20 protein-coding genes and 1 tRNA gene are annotated in these 23,486 nt (G+C 57.1%); 18 read left to right on the top strand and 3 right to left on the bottom strand.

All coding sequences use genetic code 11. The annotated features are described in order from the left end of the window. Window positions 1-5 precede the first annotated feature (5 nt). From xdhA to IF205_RS16395, 10 genes are all read left to right on the top strand, one after another. A complete protein-coding gene (gene xdhA / locus IF205_RS16440; RefSeq protein ID WP_259780439.1) occupies window positions 6-1,517 on the top strand; it encodes a xanthine dehydrogenase small subunit in 1,512 nt (503 codons plus the stop codon). Then, complete coding sequence (gene xdhB / locus IF205_RS16435) at window positions 1,510-3,870, top strand: xanthine dehydrogenase molybdopterin binding subunit (protein ID WP_259780438.1); 2,361 nt, start codon at window positions 1,510-1,512, stop codon at window positions 3,868-3,870. The genes xdhA and xdhB overlap by 8 nt, the downstream gene beginning before the upstream one ends. Before the next feature lie 20 nt (window positions 3,871-3,890). After that, the gene (xdhC, locus tag IF205_RS16430; RefSeq protein WP_259780437.1) at window positions 3,891-4,958 is read left to right on the top strand and encodes a xanthine dehydrogenase accessory protein XdhC; all 1,068 of its coding nucleotides are present in this window, start codon (window positions 3,891-3,893) and stop codon (window positions 4,956-4,958) included. Then, complete coding sequence (locus IF205_RS16425; RefSeq protein ID WP_259780436.1) at window positions 4,955-6,517, top strand: ABC transporter ATP-binding protein; 1,563 nt, start codon at window positions 4,955-4,957, stop codon at window positions 6,515-6,517. The genes xdhC and IF205_RS16425 overlap by 4 nt, the downstream gene beginning before the upstream one ends. Before the next feature lie 31 nt (window positions 6,518-6,548). Beyond that, a complete protein-coding gene (locus IF205_RS16420) occupies window positions 6,549-7,583 on the top strand; it encodes an ABC transporter permease (RefSeq protein WP_259783302.1) in 1,035 nt (344 codons plus the stop codon). Between the two features lie 17 nt (window positions 7,584-7,600). Next, window positions 7,601-8,518 (top strand): ABC transporter permease, encoded by a 918-nt coding sequence (locus IF205_RS16415; protein WP_259780435.1) that lies wholly within the window; start codon window positions 7,601-7,603, stop codon window positions 8,516-8,518. 52 nt (window positions 8,519-8,570) lie between these two features. Beyond that, entirely contained in the window at window positions 8,571-9,656 is a 1,086-nt protein-coding gene (locus IF205_RS16410; protein WP_259780434.1) for a BMP family ABC transporter substrate-binding protein, read from the top strand. Between the two features lie 141 nt (window positions 9,657-9,797). Then, on the top strand, window positions 9,798-11,135 hold the full coding sequence (gene guaD / locus IF205_RS16405; RefSeq protein ID WP_259780433.1) for a guanine deaminase: 1,338 nt from the start codon (window positions 9,798-9,800) through the stop codon (window positions 11,133-11,135). 40 nt (window positions 11,136-11,175) lie between these two features. Beyond that, window positions 11,176-12,201, top strand: a complete 1,026-nt coding sequence (locus tag IF205_RS16400) for an adenosine deaminase (protein ID WP_259780432.1) — start codon at window positions 11,176-11,178, stop codon at window positions 12,199-12,201. 221 nt (window positions 12,202-12,422) lie between these two features. Continuing rightward, on the top strand, window positions 12,423-13,061 hold the full coding sequence (locus tag IF205_RS16395; RefSeq protein ID WP_259780431.1) for a glutathione S-transferase family protein: 639 nt from the start codon (window positions 12,423-12,425) through the stop codon (window positions 13,059-13,061). A 258-nt stretch (window positions 13,062-13,319) separates the two neighbouring features. Here IF205_RS16395 and IF205_RS16390 read toward each other — a convergent pair whose 3' ends face one another. Beyond that, window positions 13,320-14,240, bottom strand: a complete 921-nt coding sequence (locus IF205_RS16390; RefSeq protein WP_259780430.1) for a LysR family transcriptional regulator — start codon at window positions 14,238-14,240, stop codon at window positions 13,320-13,322. A 147-nt stretch (window positions 14,241-14,387) separates the two neighbouring features. On the opposite strand from IF205_RS16390, the gene IF205_RS16385 reads away from it, so the two are divergent. From IF205_RS16385 to IF205_RS16350, 8 genes are all read left to right on the top strand, one after another. Next, window positions 14,388-15,554 carry an aminotransferase class V-fold PLP-dependent enzyme gene (locus IF205_RS16385; protein WP_259780429.1) on the top strand — a complete coding sequence of 389 codons (1,167 nt, stop codon included), beginning with the start codon at window positions 14,388-14,390 and terminating at the stop codon, window positions 15,552-15,554. A 46-nt stretch (window positions 15,555-15,600) separates the two neighbouring features. After that, entirely contained in the window at window positions 15,601-16,812 is a 1,212-nt protein-coding gene (locus IF205_RS16380) for a urate hydroxylase PuuD (protein WP_259780428.1), read from the top strand. 410 nt (window positions 16,813-17,222) lie between these two features. Beyond that, window positions 17,223-17,483 carry a hypothetical protein gene (locus tag IF205_RS16375; protein WP_259780427.1) on the top strand — a complete coding sequence of 87 codons (261 nt, stop codon included), beginning with the start codon at window positions 17,223-17,225 and terminating at the stop codon, window positions 17,481-17,483. Window positions 17,484-17,964: 481 nt separating this feature from the next. Next, window positions 17,965-18,981, top strand: coding sequence for a TRAP transporter substrate-binding protein (locus IF205_RS16370; RefSeq protein ID WP_259780426.1), 1,017 nt, complete (start codon window positions 17,965-17,967; stop codon window positions 18,979-18,981). Window positions 18,982-19,080: 99 nt separating this feature from the next. Next, window positions 19,081-19,671 carry a TRAP transporter small permease gene (locus tag IF205_RS16365; RefSeq protein ID WP_259780425.1) on the top strand — a complete coding sequence of 197 codons (591 nt, stop codon included), beginning with the start codon at window positions 19,081-19,083 and terminating at the stop codon, window positions 19,669-19,671. Window positions 19,672-19,686: 15 nt separating this feature from the next. Continuing rightward, complete coding sequence (locus IF205_RS16360; protein ID WP_259780424.1) at window positions 19,687-20,970, top strand: TRAP transporter large permease; 1,284 nt, start codon at window positions 19,687-19,689, stop codon at window positions 20,968-20,970. Window positions 20,971-21,042: 72 nt separating this feature from the next. Then, complete coding sequence (locus IF205_RS16355) at window positions 21,043-21,480, top strand: universal stress protein (protein ID WP_259780423.1); 438 nt, start codon at window positions 21,043-21,045, stop codon at window positions 21,478-21,480. 83 nt (window positions 21,481-21,563) lie between these two features. Beyond that, on the top strand, window positions 21,564-22,070 hold the full coding sequence (locus IF205_RS16350) for a GNAT family N-acetyltransferase (RefSeq protein WP_259780422.1): 507 nt from the start codon (window positions 21,564-21,566) through the stop codon (window positions 22,068-22,070). Here IF205_RS16350 and IF205_RS16345 read toward each other — a convergent pair. Beyond that, complete coding sequence (locus tag IF205_RS16345; protein ID WP_259780421.1) at window positions 22,067-23,236, bottom strand: GGDEF domain-containing protein; 1,170 nt, start codon at window positions 23,234-23,236, stop codon at window positions 22,067-22,069. The genes IF205_RS16350 and IF205_RS16345 overlap by 4 nt on opposite strands. A gap of 171 nt (window positions 23,237-23,407) precedes the next feature. Then, window positions 23,408-23,483, bottom strand: a tRNA-Thr gene (locus IF205_RS16340). Window positions 23,484-23,486 lie beyond the last annotated feature (3 nt).

The following is a 23,486-nucleotide window of genomic DNA, read 5'->3' as shown; positions in this document are numbered from 1 at the left end:
AAAGAATGACAAAGGCGGAAACGCATAAGGTTCGTACATCGGCTCTGGGGGATGAAACCCCCATCCGGTTTGTCTTCCGCGGACAAATCCGCGAGCTGACCTCCGTTGATCCGACGCAGACGGTTCTGCGCTGGCTGCGTGAGGATGAGCTTGCGATGGGAACCAAGGAAGGCTGTGCCGAAGGCGACTGCGGTGCCTGTACGGTGGTTCTGGGTGAATTGGTGGATGGTGGGATGCGCTATCGGGCGGTCAATGCCTGCATCCAGTTCCTGCCCACCCTGCATGGGAAACAATTGATCACCGTGGAAGATCTGAAGGCCCATGATGGCCGTCTGCACCCGGCGCAGCAGGCGTTGGTCGATACCAGCGGCTCGCAATGCGGTTTCTGCACACCGGGCTTTGTCATGTCGCTTTACGCCATGTATCGCACGGAAGGGAAGCCTGACCTGCAACGCACCAATGATGTGCTGGCGGGGAACCTGTGCCGCTGCACCGGCTATGGCCCGATCATCGACGCCGCATCCAAAATGTATGACCTGCCCAGAGATGATCACTTTGCGGCGGAAGAGGCGAAGGTGAAGGCGTTACTGGAAAGTCTGCAGGATGACGCCACTGTTGTGACCGGCCTGGGGGACAAGACCTATTACGCCCCGGCCACTGTCGAGGCATTGGCGGAAATCCTGGAAGCCAATCCGGACGCTACCATCGTGGCGGGCGCCACCGATGTGGGCCTTTGGGTGACCAAGATGCACAAGGAACTGAAGCCGGTTGTCTATCTGGGCCGGGTGAGGGATTTGCAGCAGGTCCGCGAAACCGATGCGGGGCTGGAGATTGGTGCCGGTGTTTCCTACACCGATGCCTGGAAGGAAATCGCAAAGCTCTATCCGGATTTCGGCGAGTTGATCCGCCGGATCGGCTCCACCCAGGTGCGCAACGCGGGTACCATCGGCGGCAATGTGGCCAATGGTTCGCCCATCGGGGATAGCCCGCCTGCTTTGATCGCGGCAGGGGCAACGCTTGTCCTGCGCAAGGGAATGACACAGCGCGAGATGCCGCTGGAAGACTTCTTCATTGAATATGGCAAGCAGGATCGCGAGCCCGGTGAGTTCGTGGAAATGATCCGCCTGCCCAAGCCGCAGGCCGGTGCCAAGTTCCGCAGCTACAAGATATCCAAGCGTTTCGACCAGGACATCACGGCCTCGTTGGGCGTGTTCAATGCCCTGATCACAGACGGCAAGGTGGAAGATATCCGTATCTGTTATGGCGGGATGGCCGGAACCCCGGCGCGCGCCAAAAATGCGGAAGCTGCACTTCTGGGCAAAGCCTGGACGGAAGAGAGTGTCCGTACCGCCATGGCGGCGATGGACAGGGATTATTCCCCGATGACCGATATGCGGGCCTCGGCCTCCTATCGCCAAACGGTGGCAAAGAATTTGTTGTATAAATTCTTTGTGGAAACCACCGACACGCAGGCCGAAACCCGTCTGGTAGGCGACCGGAGCCTGGCCCATGTCTGATAATCTGGCACGTGTGGAAACAATGAACGCAATCAATAAAGAACAGATCAAAGGCGGTGTGCGTCAGTCGCGCCTGCATGACAGCGGCCACAAGCATGTCAGCGGTGAGGCGGTCTATACTGACGATATCCCGGAACCGCCGCGCAGCCTGCAGGTCTATATTGCCATGAGCCCCAAGGCCCATGCCCGAATTCTGTCCACGAACCTGGACAAGGTCCGTGCGGCACCGGGCGTGGCCGTCGTGCTGACGGCCGACGACGTGCCGGGCATCAACGACTACAGTCCTGTCATGGGGGACGACCCGATCTTTGCGGTCGATACGGTCCAATATGTGGGCCAGCCGATGTTTGCGGTGGCAGCGGAAACCATTGATCAGGCTCGTGCGGCGGCCGGTCTGGCGGAAATCGAATATGAGGAATTGGAAGCAATCCTCACCATTGATCAGGCGTTGGAAAAGCAGGCAACCGTGCTGGCCACCAATGTGATGAAGGCAGGCGATTCCCGCGCGGCCATCGACAAGGCGGCAAACAAGCTGACGGGCACGCTCTGGATTGGTGGTCAGGATCATTTCTATCTGGAAGGCCAGATCGCCATGGCGGTGCCGGGCGAGGATGACGATGTGCTCGTCTATTCTTCCACGCAGCACCCGTCTGAAGTGCAGCATAACGTAGCCAGGGCGCTGGGCGTGAGCGATCACAGCGTCACCATTGAGGTGCGCCGCATGGGCGGCGGCTTCGGTGGCAAGGAAAGCCAGCCCGCGCTGCTTGCCAGCATTGCGGCCATGGTTGCGAAGAAGACGGGCCGCGCGGCCAAGCTGCGCCTCGACCGTGACGACGATATGGAAATGACCGGCAAGCGCCATGACTTCCGTATCGACTATGAGGTCGGTTTCGACAGCAATGGCCGGATAGAAGGCATTGAGTTCATGCAGGCCTGCCGGGCAGGTTATTCCGCGGACCTGACAGGGGCGATTGCTGACCGCGCCATGTTCCATGCAGATAATGCCTATTTTCTGGAAAATGCGACGATCACCTCCCATCGCTGCAAGACCAACACGGTCTCCAACACCGCCTTCCGGGGGTTCGGTGGCCCGCAGGGCATGGTCGGGATCGAGCGTGTGGTCGATGAAATCGCAGCCCATCTGGGCAAGGACCCGTTGGAGGTGCGCAAGGTCAATTTCTATGGCCAGGGCGATAACCGCAACATCACGCCCTATATGATGACGGTCGAAGACAATGTCATTCAGGACATCGTGGCGGAGCTGGAGGAAAGCAGTGATTATGTGGCACGCCGTGAAGCGATCCGGGCGTTTAATGCGACCAGTCTCTATGTGAAGAAGGGCATTGCCCTGACGCCGGTGAAATTCGGTATCTCTTTCACCACGACGTTCCTGAACCAGGCGGGGGCACTGGTCCATGTCTATACCGATGGCAGCGTCCACCTGAACCATGGCGGCACCGAAATGGGGCAGGGGCTGTTCACCAAAGTGGCGCAGGTCGTGGCGGAGGAATTCCAGATCGATGCCGAGAAGGTGAAGATCACGGCGACCAATACCGGCAAGGTGCCGAACACGTCCGCCACGGCGGCGTCCAGCGGTTCCGACATGAACGGCATGGCGGCCCAGGCGGCGGCCCGTGTAATCAAGGACCGGTTGACCAAATTCGCAGCCGAACGGCATCAGGCCAATGTGGAAGATGTTGTCTGGCTGCCCGGTCGGGTGCGGGTCGGGTCAGATGAGATTGCTTTTGCCGATCTGGTGAAACAGGCCTATCTGGCGCGGATTTCCCTGTCGTCGACGGGTTATTACGCGACCCCGAAAATCCATTTCGACGTGGATAAGATGCAGGGCCGCCCGTTCTATTACTTCGCTTATGGCGCGGCTGTGACCGAGGTTCTGGTGGACACGCTGACCGGGGAAAACCGGATCACGCGGGTTGATATCCTGCATGATGTGGGCAAGTCCCTGAACCCGGCGATCGACCTGGGCCAGATCGAAGGCGGCTTTGTGCAGGGCGTTGGTTGGCTGACCACGGAAGAACTGTGGTGGGACCAGACCGGGCGCCTGCGCACGCATGCGCCGTCGACCTATAAAATTCCGGCCTGCAGCGACCGCGCGCCTGAATTTAATGTTAAAATCTGGGAAGGCGGTGAGAACCGCGAGGAAACCATCTATCGGTCGAAGGCGGTCGGGGAGCCGCCGCTGATGCTGGGTATTTCCGCGATGATGGCCTTGTCCGACGCGGTGGCCAGCGTGAATGATTATGCCGACTATCCGGCGCTGGATGCGCCGGTGACGGCAGAGCGGGTCCTGACGGCGGTGGAACGCCTCAAGGCCAAGCGGCAGGCACGGTAAGGTAGGACGGGAATATACCCATGGAAATGTGGCTGGATCATATGCAACAGGCGCTGGATGGCGATGAGGACGCAGTTCTCATCACCGTGGCGCATGTGCGTGGGTCCACCCCGCGTGAGGTCGGGGCCCATATGGTGGTTACATCTTCGCGTGTGCTAGGCACGATCGGTGGCGGCAATCTGGAATACCGGGCCATCGACCAGGCGCGGGAGATGCTGATTGACCATGATCATCGCCCCATGTTCCAGGACTACCCTCTGGGGCCAGCACTGGGCCAATGTTGTGGTGGTGTGGCCTCGCTCATGTTTGAGCCGCTGGATAACGGCAGCCGCGAATGGATCGACCTGCATACCCAGGCCTTGAAAGCCGGGGAAAAGGCGATCTCTGTGGTTTCCCTGAACCAGGGTGGTCGCCGCCTGATGAAACCCTCGGAAGGGGTGACGGCCCTGATCCCCGCGGAAGTGCGGGCGCAGGCAGAGGATATCCTGCAGGCCGCTGAACCGGCCGGTCGGTATCTCGAAGGCGGTGACGGGGCGAGCTATTTCCTTGAGCCGTTGTTGGATGACCGCACACCTCTTTACCTGTTTGGCGCAGGCCATGTCGGCCATGCCCTTGTCCGCCTGCTGGCGGAGCTTCCGTTCAAGGTCCATTGGGTGGACAGCCGGGCGGAGCAGTTTGACGAATTTTCCGGCATGCACTCTGGGAACATGCGTGTCGTTGTGGCGGCGGACCCCGTGTCCGTCGTGACAGAGGCGCCGAAAGGTGCCTTCTATCTGGTCATGACACATGATCATGGCCTCGACCTGGAAATCTGCGCGGCGATTCTGGCGCGTGGAGACTTTAACTATGCCGGTCTGATTGGTTCGGATACCAAACGGGCGCGTTTCGAACGCCGGTTGAAGGCGCGCGGGATCAAAGACATAACAATCAATAATTTGGTTTGTCCCATCGGCGTAGATGGCATATCCGGTAAGCGACCCGCCGAGGTGGCGTTGGCGACGGCTGCGCAATTGCAGATCGTTCGCGAACGAATTCTCGCCGGGCACAGGGAGTATTCATGCGACACGATCGGGGAGTTCACAGAATGACCTCTGGTGAGGCCAAGACAGGAACGGTTCCTCGGCTGGCGTTGGAAGGCGTGACCAAGCAGTATCCGGGAACGCTGGCCAATGACAATGTCAGTCTGACCATTCAACCTGGCGAGATTCATGCCCTTCTGGGGGAGAATGGCGCCGGTAAAAGTACGTTGGTGAAATATATCTACGGCGTGGTGAAAGCCGATTCCGGGCGGATGCAATGGAATGGGAAAGACGTGGATGTCGCCAACCCGAAGTTTGCCCGTGACCTGGGCATCGGGATGGTATTCCAGCATTTCTCGCTGTTCGATTCCATGACGGTTGAGGAAAACATCGCGCTGGGAATTTCCAAGGAACTGGCAGGGCCAGGGTTGAAAGACCGAATCATCCAGATTTCGGAACAATACGGCCTGCCACTGGACCCCGCGCGCTATGTGCACAGCCTGTCGGTGGGCGAACGCCAGCGTATCGAGATTGTTCGCTGCCTGTTGCAGGAACCGAAACTTCTGATCATGGACGAACCGACCAGCGTGCTGACACCGCAGGAGGTCGAACGCATGTTCGTGACCCTGCGCCGTCTGTCGGACGAAGGGGTTTCGATCCTTTATATCAGTCACAAGCTGGACGAGATCAAAGAGCTTTGCCACAAGGCAACGATCATGCGTCTGGGTAAGGTCGTCTCGGAATGCGATCCGACACAGGAAACGGCCAAAAGCCTGGCAGAGATGATGATCGGCACCCATCTGGTGGCCCCTGAACGTCATGAAGACGGGGAAAAGGGCCACCCGCGCCTGATCGTCAAGGGGCTGTCCATGCCATCCGAAGAGGACCATGGTACCGATCTCAAGGATGTCAGCTTTGAAGTTGCTGCCGGTGAAATACTGGGGATTGCCGGGATTGCGGGCAACGGTCAGACGGAATTGATGGATGCATTGAGCGGTGAAGTGCTGGCGGGCAGCACGGATGCAATCCAGATTGAAGGTCAGGCCGCCGGTCTGATCGGGCCGAGAGAACGTCGTGATCTGGGCGTCGGCTTTGTGCCGGAAGAACGCCTGGGGCACGGGGCCGTTCCCGATATGCCGCTTTGGGAAAATGCCTTCCTGAGTGGCATGCGCCGGATGAAACTGATGGCGAACGGCTTTATCAACGTGGCCGGAACGGTGCGTTACGCCGATGAGATTATTGAGAAATTCAAGGTGAAAACGCCGGGTTGTGAACATAATGCTTCCAGTCTGTCAGGCGGTAATCTGCAGAAATTCATCATTGGCCGTGAAATCCTGCAAAACCCGACCGTCATGATCGCGCTGCAGCCCACATGGGGTGTGGATGCCGGTGCGGCGGCGGCCATTCACCAGGCCCTGATCGACCTCGCTAATGACGGTGCTGCCGTTCTGGTGATTTCCCAGGATCTGGATGAGTTATTTGCCATCAGCAGCCGGATCGCCGTGATTGCGGAAGGACGCCTGTCCGCCGCCAAGCCGGTGAAGGATCTGACAATCGAGCAGATCGGCCTGATGATGGGGGGAACCCATGACCTGCCGGGTGAGGGAGGCCAGAAACGTGTTGCTTAAACTTGAATCGCGCGGCGAAGTCTCGCGCAGTATGCTCTATATGACGCCGCTTCTGGCGGTGGGCTTGACCCTGCTGAGTGGTGCGGTGCTTTTCGCCATTCTCGGTCACAATCCTCTGGCGGCGCTCCGTGTTTTCTTCATTTCGCCGATCAGCAATGCCTACGGCGTGTCCGAACTCTTTGTGAAGGCCACACCGATCGTCCTGATCGCGGTGGGCCTGGCTATGGGCTTCCGCGCGAATGTCTGGAATATCGGGGCCGAGGGGCAGTTGACGCTGGGTGCGATCTGCGGCGGTGCGTTGGGGCTGTATTTCTACGATGTGGAAACACCCTTCCTGCTTCCGGCGATGATGGTGGTCGGCGTGCTGGGCGGTATGGCCTGGGCGGCGATCCCGGCCTTTCTGAAGACCAAATTCAACACCAACGAAATCCTGGTCAGCCTGATGCTGACCTATGTGGCGACCCTGTTGCTGAGTGTGTTGGTCAATGGTCCTCTGCGCGATCCGGATGGGTTCAACTTCCCGGAATCGCGCCTGTTCCATGACAGCGCCCTGCTGCCGGTCATTTGGGAAGGTACGCGTCTGCATGTCGGTGCCCTGGTTACGCTTTTTGTGGTGGTGGCCGGGTGGATTATGATTTCCCGTCATCTGATCGGGTTCCAGGTCCGGGTTATCGGCATGGCGCCAAAGGCGGCGTCCTATGCCGGGTTCAGCCAGAAGAAACTGGTCTGGTTCACCCTGCTGCTGAGTGGTGGCTTGTCCGGTCTGGCGGGGTTGTTCGAAGTCTCCGGTCCGGTGGGGCAGTTGGTGCCGGTAATCTCGCCGGGCTATGGTTTCACCGCCATTATCGTGGCTTTCCTGGGGCGTCTGCATCCGGTGGGTATTCTGCTGGCCGGTGTCCTGATGGCGCTCAGCTATCTGGGCGGTGAAGCAGCCCAGATCGAAATGGGCATGCCCAGCGCGGTGACAGGTGTCTTCCAGGGGATGCTGTTGTTCTACCTGCTTGCCTGTGACGTTTTGATCAAATATCGCCTGCGCTTCGGCTCGGCGACTGCGAAAACCGCATAGGAAGGGGGAGAGGACTTATGGAAGGCTTTGTTCCAATTATCCTGACGATCATGACGGCAGCGACCCCGCTTGTCTTTGCGGCAATCGGTGAGTTGATCGTTGAAAAATCCGGTGTTCTGAATCTCGGCATCGAAGGCATGATGCTGGTTGGCGCGATTGCGGCTTTCGCAACGGCGACAGCCACGGGCAGTGCGACGCTGGCCATTCTGGTCGGCATGCTTGCAGGTATGGGCATGGCGCTGATCTTCGGCTTCCTGACATTGAGCCTGTTGGCAAACCAGGTGGCGACCGGTCTGGCGCTGACGATTTTCGGCATTGGCCTGAGTGCCCTTGTCGGCAACAGCTTTGTCGGCATTGCCTATGAAGGCCTGCCGAAAGGTATCCCGGGGCTGAGTGACCTGCCGGTTGTCGGCAAGCTGCTCTTCGGTCACGACATTCTGGTCTATCTGTCGATTGTCGTGGTGATCGCGGTTTCCTATTTCCTGAGCCGGACCCGCGCGGGCATGATCCTGCGTGCGGTGGGCACAAACCATGATGCGGCCCATTCCATCGGTTACAACGTTGTCGGCATCCGTTATATGGCGGTGCTGTTCGGCGGTGCGATGGCGGGCCTCGGCGGGGCTTATATCTCGCTGGCCTATACACCGATGTGGGCAGAGGAAATGACTGCCGGCCGCGGCTGGATCGCGCTGGCGCTGGTTGTCTTCTCTACCTGGAAGCCCTGGCGGGCCTTCCTGGGGGCCTATCTGTTCGGTGGGATCACTATTATCCAGTTGAATATTCAGGGTTTTGGTGTGAACATTGAAAGCCAGTACCTGTCGATGTTGCCGTATCTTGCGACGATTGCAGTTCTCGTGATCATTTCCCGTGATAAGGCTCTGGTGAAGATGAATGCTCCCGCATGTCTGGGCAAGATATTCCACGCCACGAGCTAGTGTTGTAGTCGAGTTTGGGTAACAAAAACTATTGTGTAGGGAGAAAGAGTGAATGTTGAAAGGGACTTTGCGTAAGGCATTGGGGGCTGTGGCTGTTGCCGCCGGTCTCGCTGCCATCAGCGGTCCGGCGCAGGCCGATCCGTATAAAGTGGGCTTTGTCTATGTCGGCCCGGTGGGTGATTTCGGTTACAGCTATCGCCATGACGTAGGCCGGAAAGCCGTGGAAGAGGCTTTTGGTGACAAGGTCAAAACCACCTTTGTTGAGAACGTCAGCGAAGGGCCGGATGCAGAGCGTGTGATCAACCAGTTGGCGGCCTCCGGCAATGACCTGATCTTCACGACCTCTTTCGGTTTCATGAACCCGACGCTGAAAGTGGCCAAGCGGTTCCCGAATGTGAAATTCGAGCATGCCACGGGTTACAAGAGCGCCAAAAACCTGGCGACCTACAGCTCGCGTTTTTATGAAGGCCGCTATGTGGTCGGCCATATCGTCGGCAAGATGACCAAGTCCAACATCGTTGGCTATATCGCGTCCTTCCCGATCCCGGAAGTTGTGCGTGGCATCAACGCGGCATTCCTGGCTGCACGGAAAGTAAACCCGGATGTGAAATTCAAGATTGTCTGGGTGAACTCCTGGTACGATCCGGGCAAGGAAGGCGATGCTGCCAAGACCCTGATTGACCAGGGTGCGGACGTGATCCTGCAGCATACCGATTCCCCGGCGCCGCTGCAGGTGGCGCAGGAACGCGGTGTCTGGGCTGTCGGTCAGGCGTCCGACATGACCTCCTTTGCACCGAAGGCACAGCTGACGGCGATTGTCGATGACTGGAACCCGTATTACATCGCCCGCGTGAAGGCGGCGATGGACGGCACCTGGAAGTCCGAAGACACCTGGGGTGGTTTCGACGCCGGCATGGTTGAACTTGCCCCGTATAACAAGGCAATTCCGGCTGATGTGGTCGAGCTGGCCGAAAGCGTCCGCAAGGGCCTGGCTGACCATTCCATTCACCCGTTCACTGGCCCGATCAAGAATCAGGCAGGTGAAGTGGTCGTGCCCGAAGGTGAAACCGCCAGCGACAAAATGCTGCTGGGCATGAACTTCTACGTGGAAGGCATCGACGGCGAATTGCCGAAGTAAGGCTCGACAGAGCCGCATTTCACAAGTAGAAGGCCCCGCCTCAACAAGGGGGCGGGGCCTTTTTTACGCCGAATTTCAGATTTTATTCGTTCTTTGGTTACTTTTTATCACGATAATTCAGTATTGGATGGAGATAGGAATATGGCAGACGCACAAGCGAACACGGACAAGCCGTTGGTGCTGCGGGGAGCCTATTTCACTTTTACCGACGACCCGTTCCAGGTGCCTTACGAAGAGGCCTATCGTTATGAAAGCGACGGGGCTGTTGTCATCCGCGACGGCAAAATTGTAGACGCCGGAAATGCGGACGACGTGCTGGCGACGCTCACCGGGGGCTATGATCTTGCCGACTATCGCGGCACGGACAAGCTGATCATGCCGGGTTTTGTGGATTGCCATGTGCATTACCCGCAGCTTCAGGTCCTGGGCGCCTATGGCACGCAGCTTCTGGAATGGCTCAACAAATATACCTTCGTGGCGGAACAGGCCTTTGCGGATGAGGATTACGCCTGCAAGGTGGCCTCTATCTTTTTGAAGGAAAGCCTGCGCGTTGGCACCACCACCTCGGCAGTTTTCTGCACCGTGCATCCGCAGTCGGTGGAGGCCTTCTTCTCCGAGGCCGAAAAGCTCGACATGCGGATGATCGCAGGCAAGGTCTGCATGGACCGTCACGCACCCGACGCCCTGACCGATACGGCGCAAAGCGCCTATGACGACAGCAAGGCCCTGATCGAGAAATGGCACAATCGCGGCCGGGCGCTTTATGCCATCACCCCGCGTTTCGCCCCCACCAGCACGGTGGAACAGTTGGCGGCCTGCGGTGCGCTGCGCAAGGAATTCTCTGACGTTTATGTGCAGTCGCATCTGTCCGAAAATGTGGACGAGATCAAATGGGTGCAGGAGTTGTTCCCGGAGCAGAAGGGCTATCTGGACGTCTATGACCATTTCGGCCTGATCGGGGAACGCAGCATCTACGGCCATTGCATCCATCTGACCGATGATGAATGGCGCCATGTGCATGAGACCGGTACGACGGTGGTTTCCTGCCCGACCTCCAATCTGTTCCTGGGCAGCGGGCTGTTCGATTTCGAACGGGCCAAGCTGGGCAAGGAACCGTTGAAAACGGGCTTGTCCACGGATGTGGGCGGCGGTACCAGCCTCTCCATGCTGCAGACCCTGAACGAGACCTATAAGGTCGCACAGATGAGGGGTTTCTCACTGAACGCCATCCGCGCCTATTACCTGGCAACATTGGGCGGGGCGGAAAGCCTCGGCCTGGGTGACACCATAGGCTCCATCGCGCCAGGGCGTGAAGCGGATCTGATTGTCATGGACCTGAAGTCGACGCCGCTGATCGATTTCCGTATGAGCCATTGCAAGGATATCGAAGAGGCGCTTTTCGTGCAGATGACCTTGGCCGACGACCGGGCAATCCACGCCACATATGTGAATGGCCGTCTGGCCCACGAGCGCGGATAACGATAGATTAATCAAAGAAAAACAAGAGGGGATCGGATCAATGGTTGATGCTTACGAGCTTTTTGCGGAACTGCCCAAGGCGGAACTGCATCTGCATATCGAAGGCAGCTTCGAACCGGAACTGATGTTCGAGATTGCCCGACGCAATCAGGTTTCGATCCCCTATGCCTCCGTCGAAGAGCTTCGTAAGGCCTATGACTTCGGCAATCTGCAGGATTTCCTGGATATCTATTATCAGGGCATGTCGGTCCTGTTGAGGGAACGGGATTTCTACGACCTGACCTGGGCCTATCTTACCCGCGTGAATGAAGACAACGTGCGCCATGTGGAGATATTCTTCGATCCCCAGGGTCATACGGAACGCGGCGTTAGCTTTGAAACCGCGATCATCGGCATTCACCGGGCGCTGGAAGACGGCAAGGCGAAGCTCGGCATCAGCTACAAGCTGATCATGAGCTATCTGCGCCATTTGAGCGAGGAAAGCGCGCTGGAAACCCTGGAACAGGCCAAGCCTTTCCTGGACTGGATCGACGGGGTGGGCCTGGATTCCTCCGAAATGGGCCATCCGCCGTCGAAATTCAAAACCGTCTTCGCGGAATCGAAGAAGCTGGGCCTGAAACTGGTCGCCCATGCAGGCGAGGAGGGCCCGCCCGCCTATGTCTATGAGGCGCTGGACGACATCCAGGTGGACCGCATTGACCACGGCAACCGGGCGCTGGAGGATGACGGGCTGGTCAAACGCATCGTGGAGGGCGGCTATACGCTGACCGTTTGCCCGCTGTCCAACCTGAAGCTCTGCGGCGTCACCGACATGAAGGACCACCCGCTGCCGAAGATGCTGGAACTGGGCCTGCGTGCGACCGTCAATTCCGACGATCCGGCTTATTTCGGCGGCTACGTGAACCAGAATTTCAAAGCCGTCCACGACGCCCAACCTCTGAGTGCGGCGGACGCTGTTACCTTGGCCAAAAACAGCTTCTCCGGCTCCTTCCTGTCTGCGCAGGAAAAAGCCTCCTGGCTCGGTCTCATCGACGAACAGGCGGCAGAGATGGGCGCGACAGCGTAGCCGGATAGGACAAAGCCCTCGTAGGTCCCCGGATCAAGTCCGGGGATGACGAATTTATTGTCGTTGCTCCTATCGTCGTCATGCGCGGGCTTGACCCGCGTATCCACGGGACGGTGTCGTCGCCGATTGAAAGTGGCTTATATAAAGCCCGCCTTGGTTTAGTCATAAAAATCTGTCATGGTCTTGCCCCAAGAGGGAAGATTGGGGAAGGGAGATGCCATATGACGGAACTGGTCCTCACCACATTTGATTGGGTGCCTGAATTGCCGCGGGGCTATGTGCGCGATCTGCGCGTGCGCTGGGCGCTGGAAGAGGCAGGGTTACCTTACCGGGTTGAAAGCGTTCCCTTCAGTGATCGCAAGGAGGATCATTTCTCTCACCAACCCTTCGGCCAGGTGCCTTGGCTGACTGATGGGGACCTTTCGATTTTTGAAAGCGGCGCGATCCTGCTCCATCTGGGAAACCTTAGCGATGCGCTTTTGCCGAGCGATCCGCGCCGCCGTAGCGAGGCCATCGAGTGGCTTTTTGCCGCGCTTAATTCCGTTGAGATGGCGAGCCTGCCCTGGGTTCTTTTCAAGTTCCTTGATGACGAGAGCAAAACGCCCGGACGGGAGCATATGGACAACTGGGTGGCGGCCCGGCTTAAACATATGGAGGCCGTTCTGACGGATCGGGAGTGGCTCGCCGGGAGCTTCTCTGTCGCCGATATCCTGATGGCAGATGTACTACGCCTCGTCGACCGCTTCGACGGGCTGACGGACCATCCTGCCTGCCGCGATTACACCGCCCGCGCCACGGCCCGCCCGGCCTTCATAAAGGCATACGAAGACCAGATGGCGCATTTCGCGGCGGCGGATTGATCACACAAATTCATTTTCGCGGGCGATGCCCTCGTAGGACCCCGGATCACGTCCGGGGATGGTGATATTTGTTATATATTGCAATCTATTTATCCGCTCATTCCGGCGAAGGCCGGAATCTCCAAGTGCCCTAGATAGCTGAACCATCAGCGCCAGGTCCCGGCCTTCGCCGGGACGAGCGGTTAAGTTATATGTAAGATTACTGTTGCCGTCATGTGCGGGCTTGTCCCGCGTATCTACGGGACGGAGCTGACGCCTTTAGAACCCCAACCCCGCATCCCAATAAGGCTCTTTCCCGAATTTCTCTATGACGAAATCGACGAAGGCGCGGACTTTGGGGGCGAGATAGCGGCTGTGGGGGAACAGGGCGCTGATATGGCGGTCGCGGGGGCGGTAGCCGGTGAGGACGGGGACGAGCGCGCCGCTTTGCAGATGCTCGTAAATCTCCCAGGTTGATTTCAGGACAAGGCCGCGCCCGGCCAGCGCCCATTGCAGCAGCACTTCGCTGTTGTTGCTGTCCATATTGCCGTCCACGGGCAGCATCACCAATTCGCCTTTTTCGTTTTCCAAGGGCCATTTGAACTGCTGCGACCCGGGGAACCGCAGGAGCAGGCAGTTGTGATTCAACAGGTCTTCCGGTGTCTGTGGGGTCCCGTGCTTTTCCAGATAGTCCGGCGAGGCGCAGACCAGTCTGTGATCGGGGGCGAGCGTTCGGGCGATCTGTGCCGGGTTGTCGAGGCGGCCGACGCGGATGCCGAGATCCATGCCTTCCTCTACCAGATTGACGAGGCGTTCGGTGAGCTGAAGGCGGACCTCCACCTCCGGGAATCGGTCGGCGAATTCGGGGATATAGGGGGCTACATGGCGCTGGCCGAAGGAGGTGGGCATGGTGACTTTGAGCACGCCGCGCGGGGCCTGACGCTGTTCTGTCAGCGTATCCTCGATGATCTGCATCTCTTCCAGAATACGCACGCAATGTTCGTAGTAGAACTCGCCTTCCTCGGTCATATGGACCTTGCGGGTGGTGCGGTTCAGCAGGCGTACGCCGAGCCGTTCTTCCAGTTTGCCGATGCGGTTGCTGACAACGGCGGGCGACATGCGCAGGTCGCGGCCCGCCGCCGATAGGCTGCAAAGGTCGGCCACGCGGACGAAGACGGCCATGTCACTGATATCGCGCATGAAATCACCAATTATCAAAAATAATTTGAAAGTATTTATAGTCTTTCTCGTATTCTCCGGGAAGTGTTTTTTTGGCATAGTCCGCAGCATGGCAAAGGCGCGTAAGAACGCCAAGGCCACCAGGACATTCAGACGGAGGCAACCCCCATGCTGGCGCGCAAACATCTTTTTACCCCAGGCCCGACCAATATGCCGGAAGAAATCCGCCGTGCCTGCGACCGTCCGTTGGAGGATCACCGCGCGCCCGACTTCCCGGCATTGGTGGAGCCTCTGTTCAAAGATTTGAAGAAGGTTTTTTGCACGCAAACGGGTGAGGTTCTGGTTTTTGCAGGTTCCGGCACCCTGGGCTGGGAAGCGGCGCTTACCAATACCCTGTCGCCGGGCGACAAGATTTTGACGGCCTCCTACGGCCATTTCTCCGACCTGTGGATTGCCATGTGCCGGGATTTCGGTTTCGAGGTCGAGGTGATCGAAGGCGTCTGGGGAGAAGGCGCGCCGGTGGATGACTATGCCGCCCACCTTGCTGCGGACAAGAACCACGAGATCAAGGCGATCCTCGCCTGCCATAACGAGACGGCGACCGGCGTGACCAGCGATATCGGTGCCCTGCGTAAGGCCATCGACGGCACCGGCCATCCGGCGCTTTTGATGGTGGACGGCGTCAGTTCCATCGCCAGCCTGGAATTCCGCATGGATGACTGGGGCGTGGATGTTGCCGTTTGCGGTTCGCAGAAAGGGTTCATGCTGCCCACGGGCCTCGCCATCGTCGGCGTCAGCCAGAAGGCGCTGGCGGCTGCGGACGGTGCGCGTTGTGGCCGCAACTTCGCCGATTTCAAGTCGATGCTGAAGTCCAACCAGACCGGCTATTTCCCCTATACGCCCGCGGTGACCCTGCTGCATGGGCTGAAGGAAAGCTGCCGCCTGCTGCTGGAGGAGGGGCTTGAGAATGTCCATGCCCGTCATCACCGGTTGGGCGAGGGGGTGCGTCAGGCGGTGAATGCCTGGGGGCTGACCACCTGTGCGAAGGAACGCCGTTGGAATTCCGATACGGTGACGGCCATTGTGGTGCCGGAAGGTGCTGACAGCGGGGCCGTGATCAAGGCGGCCTATGAGAATTATCACCTGTCGCTGGGCGGCGGCCTGTCCAAGGTAGCCGGCAAGGTATTCCGCATCGGACATATGGGGGCCGTGGATGATATCATGATGCTGAGTGCGCTTGCCGGGGTTGAAATGGCGCTGGCGGACGCCGGGATCACTGTCGAGCTGGGCAGTGGTGTTGCCGCCGCCCAGGCCTATTATCGCGAAACGCGCTGAGCCATACAGAACAAAGAATAACAAAAGCTTTTGGGAGAGTAAGCAGATGGAAGTTAACCTGCCGGAATGGCTGAACCTGGCGATACGCTGGCTGCATATCACGGCCGGGATCGCCTGGATCGGGTCGTCCTTCTATTTCATGTTCACCGATGCCAGCCTGCGCCCCAACAAGGCCCTGGACAAGAAGGCCCATGGCGAGACCTGGCAGGTCCATGGCGGCGGCTTTTATCACATCGTGAAATACCTGGTCGCCCCCGACCGTATGCCGGACGAGCTGCACTGGTTCAAATTCGAGGCCTATTTCACCTGGATTTCCGGCTTCTCCCTGCTGGCGGTGATCTATTATCTGGGCGCGGACGCCTTCCTGATCGACCCGGATGTGATGGACCTGACGGCCCCGCAGGCGATCTTTGTCAGCATCATCATGCTGGCCGGTGGCTGGATTCTCTATGATTTCATCTGCAAATCGCCGCTGGGTGAGAATACCGGGTTGCTGGCGTTGCTGGTCTTTTTACTGACAGTCGGCGCGGCCTGGGCCTTTTCGGAAGTCTTCAGCGGACGCGCGGCCTATCTTCACGCCGGCGCCCTGATCGGTTCCATCATGGTGGGCAACGTCTTCTTCGTCATCATCCCGAACCAGAAAAAGGTTGTGGCGGCGCTGACCGCAGGCGAGACGCCGGACCCGAAACTGGGCAAACAGGCCAAGCAGCGGTCCACCCATAACAACTATCTGACCCTGCCGGTCCTGCTGATGATGGTGTCCAACCACTATCCGATGACCTATGGCCATAAATACAGCTGGGCGATTTTTGCGGTGATCCTGGTGGTCGGCGGCCTGATCCGCCACTATTACAACTGCAAGAATGCGGGCAATATCGGCCGCTTCCATAACCTGCTTTACCCGACGGCGGCGGCACTGATGATCGCGCTGATGGTCGGTGTCTCCTACAAGCCGCAAAGCGGCGGGGCCAACGCCTCCAACGGTGAGGCGGTCAGCCCGAAAGTGGCTTTTGGCATCGTGCGAGAGCGTTGCTCCGGCTGTCATTCCTCCTTACCGACCGACGAAGACTGGGACACCGCGCCGGCGGGCGTGATGTTCGATAGCTTCGACCAGGTTGTCCAACTTTCCACGAAGATCCAGCAACAGGCGGTTGCCTCCAACAACATGCCCCTTGGCAACAAGACCGGCATGACGAAAGAGGAACGTGAGCTGCTGGGGCAGTGGATTGCACAGGGTGCGAAGGCTCTCGAGCAATAGCACCCTACCGTTCCCGAAGCGACCTTGGGCCGGAGGTTTTCCTCCGGCCTTTTTTTTATTTTATGTTGGTTTCGGTGGTGGTTTCCAGTCCATGTAACGTCTAGATAGAAAGTAAAAAAAATAAAAGAAGTTTTAATTATTTGATATATTTGAAAATAAGCTAATTTCAATATTATGATCTATAAATAAAAGTGTCATAGTATTGAACTTTAACAAAATTGATACAATTTATTATAGAAATGAAATCTTTTTCCTACGTTCAAAAACGCTCGCATGCTGTTATATACTGCGGACCGGCGCTTTGAACAAAGAGGCGCATCCATTTGAGGCCTGGACCGGGACTAATGGAGCAAAGCCTGGTGCGGATGAGCTTCTGCAATTGTTCTTATGGTCTAGGTAGGAGGCGGGCTATGATCCGTACCAACGCAAAAACTGTTACCTTCTGCAAATCTTTTATTCTGAAAGATGTCGATGAAGTATTCCCGGCCGGAAGTTACCTTGTGGAAGTTGACGAGGAATGCGTACGCGGTGGCGGTTCGATCATTGGCTATAAGAGACTTCTGGCTGTCATGCATTTGCCGGTCCCACAGAGTCTAGACGGTCTAACCCGCGCGGTTTTCGTAGACCCGCTGGAACTCGATGCGGTCATTGCAAAGGACAATATACGATAGCCTGGCGTATGGTTCTTCCTGGAAGCGCATGCCTAATAAGTTCCGTTTCTATGTTTACTCCCAGGACTTTGTTCTCCGCAAAAAGACAACCCTTCTGATTGATGAGGTCTCTCAAGAAGAAACATACCCATATACCGGGATATCTTCAGCTTTCTTCCAAAATTGAGAAATAAAACAAAAGATTCCTCCCGTTGACGCGAAATATAATTAGGTGCGATCCTAGTGATCTTGACGCCAGAGTGATTGTCACAGGCGTCAGGGATGGACTGTGACGTGGAAAAATACAGACAAATAACACGTTACGGTGGCTCAACCCGGTGCTGTTGACCATCACCGGCCCAAGGGCCGGTCTGCAGGGAGAAAGACAAGTGAATTTGCAAACGTGCCGTATCTCATGCGCGCGCGTGGCTGCTGCTCCTCCTGCTGCGCCGGGATTGGTCAATGGTATTGCCAATCACATCAGTCTTTAGAGGAGTCGACGATGACTACAGGGAAATGGCGTCTATTTGGAGGTCTTGCGATGGCGGCTGCCATTGCAACGGGTTCTTCCGCTGCCCGGGCGGACAGTTGGAAATATGCATTTGAGGAATCCTTAACCGAAGTGCAGGGGGTCTATGCCCAGCAATTCAAGAAATATATCGAAGAGAATTCCGATCACGAGGTTCAATTGTTCCCCTATGGAACATTGGGCGAATCCGCGGACATTATGGAACAGGCCCAGGCCGGTATCCTGCAGTTCGTGGACCAGTCCCCGGGCTTCACCGGGTCGCTGATTCCGGAAGCGCAGGTTTTCTTCGTACCTTATCTGTTGCCGACCGACCAGGCTCATCTGGCGCGCTTCTACAAGGAAAGCAAGGCGATCAACGAAGACTTCAAGAAGCTCTATGCCGATCAGGGCCTGGAGCTGCTGACCATGTTCCCGGAAGGCGAGGTGGCCATGACCACCAAGGAGCCGGTGAAGTCCTGTGATGACCTGAACGAGGTCAAATTCCGCGTGATGACCAACCCGCTACTGGTGGAATCCTATAAGGCATTCGGCGCGACGCCGACGCCGCTGCCCTGGGGTGAGGTTTATGGCGGTCTGCAGACCAACATTATCCAGGGTCAGGAAAACCCGACCTTCTTCCTGTACTCCACCAAGATCTATGAGGTCACGGATTACATCACCTATGCCGGGCACAACAACTTCACGACCGCGACCATGGCCAATGAAGACTTCTACAACGGTCTTGGCAAAGACGATCAGAAGCTGATCCAGGACGCGTCCAAGGCGGCTTATGACTATATCGTCGATTACCAGAAGGGCCTGGCGGACCAGGAACTAAAAAAGATCATGGATGCCAAACCTGAAATGACGGTGACCGTGCTCAACGAAAAACAGCGTTCCTGCTTCAAGAATGCCGCCAAAGAGGTGGAAGCCAAGTTCATCGAAATGACCGGTGACAGCGGCAAGGCCATCCTCGACCAGCTGAAGGCGGATCTGGCGGCCACGAAATAAAGATGGGTTGCTGCGGGCGTAAATGAGTTGACGCCTAGGCGGGGGGCGGGCTTCGGCCCGGCTCCCGCCGTCCCACGTATTGTAACGGGGAGAGGACGGATGGCGGAAGGCCAGGAAGAAGTAATGACAAGCAATGAGCATAAATCCAGCCTGCCGGGCGTATTCGGTTGGGTCGACTCACTGATCAGCCGGCTTGAATCCTTCATGCTGGCAGCCGGGGTTCTGCTGATGGCGACCAATACCGTCGCCAATGTGGTCGGCAGATATATCTTTCAACACAGCATTTTCTTCACCGAGGAAGTGAACCGGATTCTGATTATCCTGATTACTTTTGCCGGCGTCGGTTATGCGGCGCGCCACGGACGGCATATACGAATGTCGGCTGTCTTCGATCATCTACCCTTCAGGCTGCGCAAGGTGATGATGATCATTATCGCCATCGTCACGGCGCTTGCCATGTTTGCACTTTGCTATTTCTCGGTCAGCTATATCGGCAAGGTGATGACCAGTGGCCGTGTATTGCCCGCCCTGCAGATTCCGGTCTGGTGGATCTTCGTCTGGGTGCCGGTCGGCTTTTTCATCACGGGCGCGCAGTATCTGCTGACAGCGATCAAGAATGTGCTCGAAAAAGACGTCTACCTCTCCACCAACGTGGTGGAGGGCTATGAAGAAACAGAAATAGAAATCTAGAGGCAGGGGGCAAAGATGGCTGGAGTTATGATGTTCACCATGGTGGTCTTGCTGCTGTTGGGGTTCCCGATGATGGTTCCGCTGATCACGGCGGCTTTCATCGGTTTTTACGATATGTTCGGCGGGGTCGGAAAGATGGACTTCATGGTCCAGCAGTTCCTCGCCGGGATCAGGCCCGCATCCCTGATTGCGGTGCCGATGTTCATTCTGGCGGCTGATATCATGACGCGCGGCGAATCCGCCAACCGCCTGATCGACATGGTGATGAAATTCATCGGGCATGTGAAAGGCGGCTTGGCGGTCAGTACGGCGGCGGCCTGTACGCTGTTCGGGGCGGTCTCCGGGTCGACCCAGGCGACGGTGGTGGCCGTTGGCTCTCCGCTGCGTCCGCGCATGTTGAAGGCGGGCTACAAGGATTCCTTTATCCTGGCGCTGATCGTCAATTCCAGTGATATCGCCTTCCTGATCCCGCCCAGCATCGGCATGATCATCTATGGCGTGGTTTCCAACACCTCGATTGCGGAGCTGTTTATCGCCGGGATCGGGCCGGGTCTGCTAATCCTGGTCTTCTTTGCGACCTACAGCGTGATCTATGCCACGATCATGGATGTCCCAACGGAACCGAAAGCCTCCTGGAAGGAACGGCTAGATGCGGTGAGAAAGGCGATCTGGCCGATGGGCTTCCCGGTGATCATCGTAGGCGGTATCTATGGCGGCATCTTCAGCCCGACCGAAGCCGCCGCGGCATGCGTCCTCTATGCGGTGATCCTGGAATTCCTCGTCTTCAAGTCCCTGTCACTGCCCGATATCTACACGATTTCCAAATCCACCGGGTTGATCACTGCTGTGGTCTTCATTCTGGTGGCGGCCGGTGCGGCCTTCTCCTGGGTAATTTCCTTCGCGCAGATTCCCCAGGCAATGTTGGGGGCGGTCGGGATCACGGAAATGGGGCCGATCGGTGTCTTGTTCGTAATCTCGATTGCCTTTTTCATCGGCTGTATGTTCGTGGACCCGATTGTCGTGATCCTGGTTCTGGTTCCGATTTTCGCGCCGGTCGTAAAGTCGGTCGGTCTGGACCCGGTTCTTGTGGGCACGATCATCACGCTGCAGGTGGCGATCGGATCGGCCACACCACCATTCGGATGTGACATCTTCACCGCGATTGCGGTGTTCAAGAGGCCTTATCTGGATGTGATCCGGGGGACGCCACCCTTTGTTATCATGCTGTTGGTGACGGCAGTTCTGCTGATCTTCTTCCCGCAGATCGCCTTGTTCCTGCGCGACGTGGCATTCCGCTGACGAAGGACCTGCCGGATATCAACAATAACAAGCCAGATAAACCAGCAAGACGAAACAGAAGGAGTGGCGTTTATGTTTGAACATATTCTCGTGCCCGTCGACGGGTCGGACGGTTCGCTGGCCGCCGTGAAACTTGCCGTGCAGATGCAGCAGAAATTCGACGCTGAACTGATGCTGCTCTGCGTCTACCGGCATTACAGCCTGCTGGAGGCGTCGGTTTCCATGTTAAGTCCGGAACGTCCGGAAAATCTGGATGATTCCATGCAGGACTATGCCAGGGAAGTTGTCGAACACGCGAAGAAATATGCAACCGAATGCGGTAGTCCGAAAGTCCGTGGGTTTATCAAGGGCGGACAGCCGGCCCGGACCATTGTGAAATTTTCCGAAGAGCACGAAATCAATCTGATCGTGCTTGGCAGCCGTGGCCTGGGGGATGTGGAAGGCTACCTCCTCGGCAGTGTCTCCCATAAGGTGACCAGCCTGGCGAAATGCCCGGTGATGGTTGTATGATTTACTATTAGCTGCAGCCTTGGATTGCGGTGCGGTACGATGTTATGATGGTCCTGTCGGAAGTCTCCGGGAGGACCATTTTTATGAGTAAGGTTATGATTCGCGAAGCTGTGATGGAAGATGTGCCTGCCCTGGAGGCGCTTTTCAAGGCGTCCTACGGAGAATTGTTGAAAACGGATTATCCGGGCCCGCTGCTTGAAAGGGCCCTGCCAATGTTGTCAAAGGTCAATCTGGGGCTGATTGAACGGGGACAGTTCTTCGTCGCGCTGTCAATGGATGGGGACCTGGCCGGGGCAGGGGGATGGAGCTATGAACCGCCCGGTCATGGCGAGACGGTGCCCGGTCGCGCGCATATCCGGCATGTGGCGGTTTCGCCGAAACACACTGGCCGTGGCGTGGGGCGCCACATCATTGACCATTGCCGGGATCACGCCGGTGATATCCACATATTGGAATGTTTCGCGACCCTGTCTGCGGTTCGCTTCTATGAGAAGCTGGGTTTTGAGGTCCTGCGTGAATTCGATGTCGCGCTTGGGGGCGAGATTCCTTTTTCCTCCGTCCATATGCTTAAGGATTTCCGCGCCAACTAGGACTGTCGTGCCGAAACCGCGTGAGGCGTCGAGGCATAGAATTCAAATCCGCTTTGCCCTCTCCGCTTGACCTCATACATCGCCTTGTCGGCCTTTTCGATCAGGTCCGGCAGATTGTCACCATCTTCCGGATAGCGGCTGATCCCGATGCTGGCACCAAGTTCATATGTCTCCCTCTCAAGGGGAATCGCCTGGGTGAGCTGTTCGAGAAGCTTGTTGGCCATGTCGGAGACATGATCCAGATGTTCGAACTGTGTGCCGACGATAATAAATTCATCGCCACCCAGACGAGCGCATATATCCGTGCTGCGGGTATGGGTTTCTAGCCGGTTGGCAACGATTTTTAGGACCTTGTCGCCGACACGGTGCCCGGCTGTGTCGTTGATGGGTTTGAAGTTGTCCAGGTCGATATAGAAGACGGCCATGAACTGGTGAGGGCGGTTGGCCAGGACGATGGCGCTGTCGAAAAGGTTCACCGTGTAGCGCTTGTTCTTCAGTCCGGTCAGGGGGGCATGATAGGCGAGGTCGAGGGCCGCTTCCTCGGCATCCAGCAGGCGCCTGATCAATGTCGAGAGCATCGCGCACAACAGCAGGAGATAGATACCAAGGACGCAGGCGGTGCCGATAACAAATCCCAGATCCTGCCAGGCAGGATATGCAAACATGATCGGATAAACCGACAGCCAATGCAGGGCGAGCAGGGTACTCAGGATGGCCACACCCACCATTATGCGGTTTGGAATCCTGTGGCGATAGCGAAAGGAGATGACGGCGGCGGCAAGCAGGAAAGCCACATTGACCATCGCATATCCAACCCGATAGGCCGGCAAGGGGATGTCTGTTATCCAGGCCAGTAGCATGACGCATTCCGCGGCAAAGGCAGTGGCCCAGATGCTTGCGACTGGCGTATCCACTTTGAGAAAGCGGATGATGCCGATCAGAAGAAACGGTTTTTCCAGGACATTCAGCGTTGAATACAGCAGTAAGGCATTGTCGTTGTCCTGTATGATGAACAGCAGAATACGGCCCGCCAGTTCAAAACAGATGGCGATCGACCACCAGCCGGCCCCTGAATCCGCCCGTGGGATCCGTCGCGACAGGAGCAGGACAATCAGAATCACAAAATAAATAGTAGAACCTGCCGTATGTATTAACTGAAATAACATTGCAGGTTTTCTACTTTTTTCAGTGAGTTATCCTTTCTGGTTATCCAAAATTTACTGATTAATCGTTAATAAGACTATGTAATTGCCGTGGAATTCGCGAATGGAATGCGCGTTTCTTTATCGCCAAAGAAAAAGGACTTAGCAGATATCTGCTAAGTCCTTCGGAAATTCTGGTGCCAGCTGCGGGACTCGAACTCGCGACCTGATGATTACAAATCAACTGCTCTACCATCTGAGCTAAGCTGGCGTC

It is taken from the genome of Aestuariispira ectoiniformans, from assembly GCF_025136295.1.
GTDB lineage: Bacteria > Pseudomonadota > Alphaproteobacteria > UBA8366 > Aestuariispiraceae > Aestuariispira_A > Aestuariispira_A ectoiniformans.
Note: the sequence above shows the minus strand (reverse complement) of the source record. Positions and strands in the feature narration are given on the sequence as shown.

Bases quoted from the DNA above. Each gene is read 5' to 3' on its own strand.
- xdhA (WP_259780439.1), top strand. From the start codon at position 6: ATGACAAAGGCGGAAACGCATAAGGTTCGTACATCGGCTCTGGGGGAT.
- xdhB (WP_259780438.1), top strand. From the start codon at position 1,510: ATGTCTGATAATCTGGCACGTGTGGAAACAATGAACGCAATCAATAAA.
- xdhC (WP_259780437.1), top strand. From the start codon at position 3,891: ATGGAAATGTGGCTGGATCATATGCAACAGGCGCTGGATGGCGATGAG.
- IF205_RS16425 (WP_259780436.1), top strand. From the start codon at position 4,955: ATGACCTCTGGTGAGGCCAAGACAGGAACGGTTCCTCGGCTGGCGTTG.
- IF205_RS16420 (WP_259783302.1), top strand. From the start codon at position 6,549: ATGCTCTATATGACGCCGCTTCTGGCGGTGGGCTTGACCCTGCTGAGT.
- IF205_RS16415 (WP_259780435.1), top strand. From the start codon at position 7,601: ATGGAAGGCTTTGTTCCAATTATCCTGACGATCATGACGGCAGCGACC.
- IF205_RS16410 (WP_259780434.1), top strand. From the start codon at position 8,571: ATGTTGAAAGGGACTTTGCGTAAGGCATTGGGGGCTGTGGCTGTTGCC.
- guaD (WP_259780433.1), top strand. From the start codon at position 9,798: ATGGCAGACGCACAAGCGAACACGGACAAGCCGTTGGTGCTGCGGGGA.
- IF205_RS16400 (WP_259780432.1), top strand. From the start codon at position 11,176: ATGGTTGATGCTTACGAGCTTTTTGCGGAACTGCCCAAGGCGGAACTG.
- IF205_RS16395 (WP_259780431.1), top strand. From the start codon at position 12,423: ATGACGGAACTGGTCCTCACCACATTTGATTGGGTGCCTGAATTGCCG.
- IF205_RS16390 (WP_259780430.1), bottom strand. From the start codon at position 14,240: ATGCGCGATATCAGTGACATGGCCGTCTTCGTCCGCGTGGCCGACCTT.
- IF205_RS16385 (WP_259780429.1), top strand. From the start codon at position 14,388: ATGCTGGCGCGCAAACATCTTTTTACCCCAGGCCCGACCAATATGCCG.
- IF205_RS16380 (WP_259780428.1), top strand. From the start codon at position 15,601: ATGGAAGTTAACCTGCCGGAATGGCTGAACCTGGCGATACGCTGGCTG.
- IF205_RS16375 (WP_259780427.1), top strand. From the start codon at position 17,223: ATGATCCGTACCAACGCAAAAACTGTTACCTTCTGCAAATCTTTTATT.
- IF205_RS16370 (WP_259780426.1), top strand. From the start codon at position 17,965: ATGACTACAGGGAAATGGCGTCTATTTGGAGGTCTTGCGATGGCGGCT.
- IF205_RS16365 (WP_259780425.1), top strand. From the start codon at position 19,081: ATGGCGGAAGGCCAGGAAGAAGTAATGACAAGCAATGAGCATAAATCC.
- IF205_RS16360 (WP_259780424.1), top strand. From the start codon at position 19,687: ATGGCTGGAGTTATGATGTTCACCATGGTGGTCTTGCTGCTGTTGGGG.
- IF205_RS16355 (WP_259780423.1), top strand. From the start codon at position 21,043: ATGTTTGAACATATTCTCGTGCCCGTCGACGGGTCGGACGGTTCGCTG.
- IF205_RS16350 (WP_259780422.1), top strand. From the start codon at position 21,564: ATGAGTAAGGTTATGATTCGCGAAGCTGTGATGGAAGATGTGCCTGCC.
- IF205_RS16345 (WP_259780421.1), bottom strand. From the start codon at position 23,236: ATGTTATTTCAGTTAATACATACGGCAGGTTCTACTATTTATTTTGTG.